Source organism: Nocardiopsis sp. NPDC006832 (assembly GCF_040635885.1).
In the GTDB taxonomy this organism is placed as follows: Bacteria; Actinomycetota; Actinomycetes; order Streptosporangiales; family Streptosporangiaceae; genus Nocardiopsis.
Genome location: NZ_JBEYLC010000132.1, coordinates 1 through 2803, shown reverse-complemented (window position 1 = coordinate 2803; position 2803 = coordinate 1). Strand labels below are relative to the sequence as shown.

The window sequence follows — 2803 nt, the reverse complement described above, 5'->3', positions numbered from 1 at the left end:
GTCGCGAAGCGCGCGTTGTGGATGTTCTGTAGCAGGATCCGTTGTTCGGGGTCGCGTCCGCCGGGACCCAGGTAACCGATCTCCCCCTCGGGGACCCCGGGGATCACCGTCCATCGGCTCAGGCGGTCGATGCGGTGGTGCAGCTCGGTGCCCTGGCGGCACACCTGGGCCGGGTCGGCGCCCGGAACCTGGGTCTGGGCCATGATCTCGGTGACCATGTCGACGATCCCGTGTTGGGGCTCGCCGCGCAGGGTGAACAGCGGCGCGAAGTACTCCCGCAGCTCCGGATCGCGCAGGTGAAAGTCCACGAGCAGGACGCTGCGTCCGGTACTGGCGATGTTCCAGGCGATATTGGCCAGGGACGTGGTGCAGCTGCTTCCGGACAGGGGGGAGTGGAACACGAGGATCCGACCACTGGAGTTCGTCTCCCCGTTTTCTTTACTGGTCAACGCGGCTCCGGGATTTCCCATATCCGTTTCTCGTCGGGCGGGCCAAGGGTGTTCGGTCACTTTCTCCTGGGTATTTCGGGCGGGGTAGGGGTGTTCCCATTTTCGCGACCGGAGAATCCAGTGTGTATCGGAACGAGATCTCGAAGAAGGGGAGGAAGAAAAGGATGGGAATCATGTGGCGTGTGGGATGTTTGTTGTCCCTATTTGTCCGGAGAAGAAAGGGAGAAGAAAAAAGTGGGCCCCCGGCGTCGTGCCAAGGGCCCACCCGTGTCCACTCACTCCCGGTCACTCCCGGAACGGGACGCGGTGCTCCGAGGCCCGATCCTCGGCGAAATCCACCAGCCGTTCCTGCCGGCGCGCCACCGCCGGCCGCTCCGGGTGCGCCACGTGGCGCAGTTCCCTGCCGCGCCCGCGTCGGTCGGCCAGGGCCATCGCGGCGGAACGGCGCATCCCCAGCTCCTCGCCCTCCTCGGCCAGGGCCCGACGGACCCGGGATCGGTAGGTGTGCCGCACGACGAAGTAGACGGTCACCGCCATCAGGAACACCAACAGGGACTTGAGCACGGTTCCGGTGACTCCTCCCAGGATCGGGGAGTCGAAGAGCCAGTGCACGCCCATCGCGGCCAAGAGCAGTAGGGCCGCCCGCGACCCGTGTCGTCGACCGGGTCGCCACGACGCCGCGACCATCAGGCCGACCGCGGTGCCCGCCACCGCCGACATGGCCCAGTGCGAACCCAGACCGGTGATCCCCACCCGCAGCAGGAGGGTCTGGAGCACCGCGGCGGGTCCGTCGATGCCGCCCGTCATGGGGATCACGTTCATCGTGTAGGTGAAGTCCTCCACCAGTTGGAAGCCCAGACCCACCAAGGCGCCGATCACGAAACCGTCCACGGGCCCGCGCAACACGCGCGGCGCCATGACGGCGATGAGGACGACCCCGGCGACCTTGATCAGTTCCTCGTTGACCGGGGCGCTCAACGCCGCGCCCCAGGCCTCACCGAACGACAGTCCGCCGAGGGTGTTCCAGATCGTCATCAGGTTGCTGTTGGCGATCAGCGCGAGTCCCACGGCGGCGGTCATGCCCCAGAGCAGGGCCAGGAGCGAGAAGGTCATCGACGGTGGCCGCACCGGACGGATACGGCGCAGCAACCAGAAACCGATGACGCCGACCACGGTGAGTGCCAGCGCCGACAGCACCGCCTCTCCGAAGAACACCAGTACGGCCCCGAGGAGGCCGTTGACCATGATCGCGAACCCGGCCAGGCACAACAGTCCGAACACGACCGCGGTGACCAGACGTGGGAGACTCCGGCGCCGAGAAGAATCCTCATGTGGGACGGGCAACCCTTCGACGCCCTCTCGACCTTGACCCGAATCGCGGGGAGGGGGCACGTGCGCGTCCTTCCTTTCCTTCCTTGACGGGATCTCGGGTTCGGGACGTGCGTGGCTCATGCCCCTCCTCCCGTTCGGTCGAACCTGATGGACTGGAGGAGCTTCTCCGCGTCGGCCAGATCGCCTCCGCTGCCCTCGCCGATGGCCACGGACTCCACGGCGAAGCCTCCGTTCGGGGAGGGGAAGAGGGTCGCGGTGCCGACGTCCTCGTTGCTGTGCAGGGTCCCGGTCAGGCCCTCGGCACCAGACTCGGCGGTCACCGGACGGGGATCGGTGAGGCTCGCGGAGGGGTCGCCCACCCGAACGACCTCGCGCATGCCCTCCCACAGCGCGGTCTCCGACGACCTCTCGGGCGGGGTGACCACGGTGACCCGTAGCCGTACCGGCCCATTGCCGAACTGGTACTGCTGCCCGGCGCTACTGGAACCCGGGTGCAGCTCCCACCCGTCGGCGAAGGTCAGTTTCGCCTGGTACCCGGAACCGGTGGCGATCACCATGCTGTGCCCGGACTTCACGGGCGTGGTGGCGGGCAGGACGGTGTTCACCGCGGCCCACCCGCCGACCAGGATCGCGATCGCGGCGACGGCGATCCCCAGGGGGAACCATCCGCCGCGCGGTCCGCGCGGCCTCGCGTGTCGAAGCGTCGCGCTCTCCTCCACCATCGTGCCCCCTCGCTGTGCGGTGTGTGTTCACCAGCGAAGCATCGAGCGGGGCCTCAACAGTGGAAGAAACCGGTGCTTGGCGTACGTTTGCGACGATTTCACCGAATCTCGGGCCGGGGAAGACCCGCACGTCGAGCCCGAGGGGAGTGGCCCGAGTGAGAATTCGTGGTGGCGACCCCGGGAACGCGCCGCACGCCCCCTTGGCATGTCGACGCGAACATGATGGGATGCCAACGCCCGAAAGCACCCCCGAAACCGAAGGCCAACGCGAGCCGATGTCGAAGAAGACCGACGCCCTCA

At 67.5% G+C, this 2803-nt stretch carries 2 protein-coding genes and 1 pseudogene; all 3 read right to left on the bottom strand.

Annotated elements, in window-relative coordinates; translation table 11 throughout:
• Nucleotides 1-449, bottom strand: a pseudogene (locus tag ABZ717_RS28495) (hypothetical protein); the annotation flags it as partial.
• A gap of 285 nt (nucleotides 450-734) precedes the next feature.
• Nucleotides 735-1901: a PrsW family intramembrane metalloprotease gene (locus ABZ717_RS28490; RefSeq protein WP_358516338.1), complete on the bottom strand. Its 1167-nt coding sequence runs from the start codon at nucleotides 1899-1901 to the stop codon at nucleotides 735-737.
• Nucleotides 1898-2503 (bottom strand): hypothetical protein, encoded by a 606-nt coding sequence (locus tag ABZ717_RS28485; protein WP_358516335.1) that lies wholly within the window; start codon nucleotides 2501-2503, stop codon nucleotides 1898-1900. Before ABZ717_RS28485 ends, ABZ717_RS28490 begins: the two co-directional genes overlap by 4 nt.
• Nucleotides 2504-2803 lie beyond the last annotated feature (300 nt).

Bases quoted from the DNA above. Each gene is read 5' to 3' on its own strand.
- ABZ717_RS28490 (WP_358516338.1), bottom strand. From the start codon at position 1,901: ATGAGCCACGCACGTCCCGAACCCGAGATCCCGTCAAGGAAGGAAAGG.
- ABZ717_RS28485 (WP_358516335.1), bottom strand. From the start codon at position 2,503: ATGGTGGAGGAGAGCGCGACGCTTCGACACGCGAGGCCGCGCGGACCG.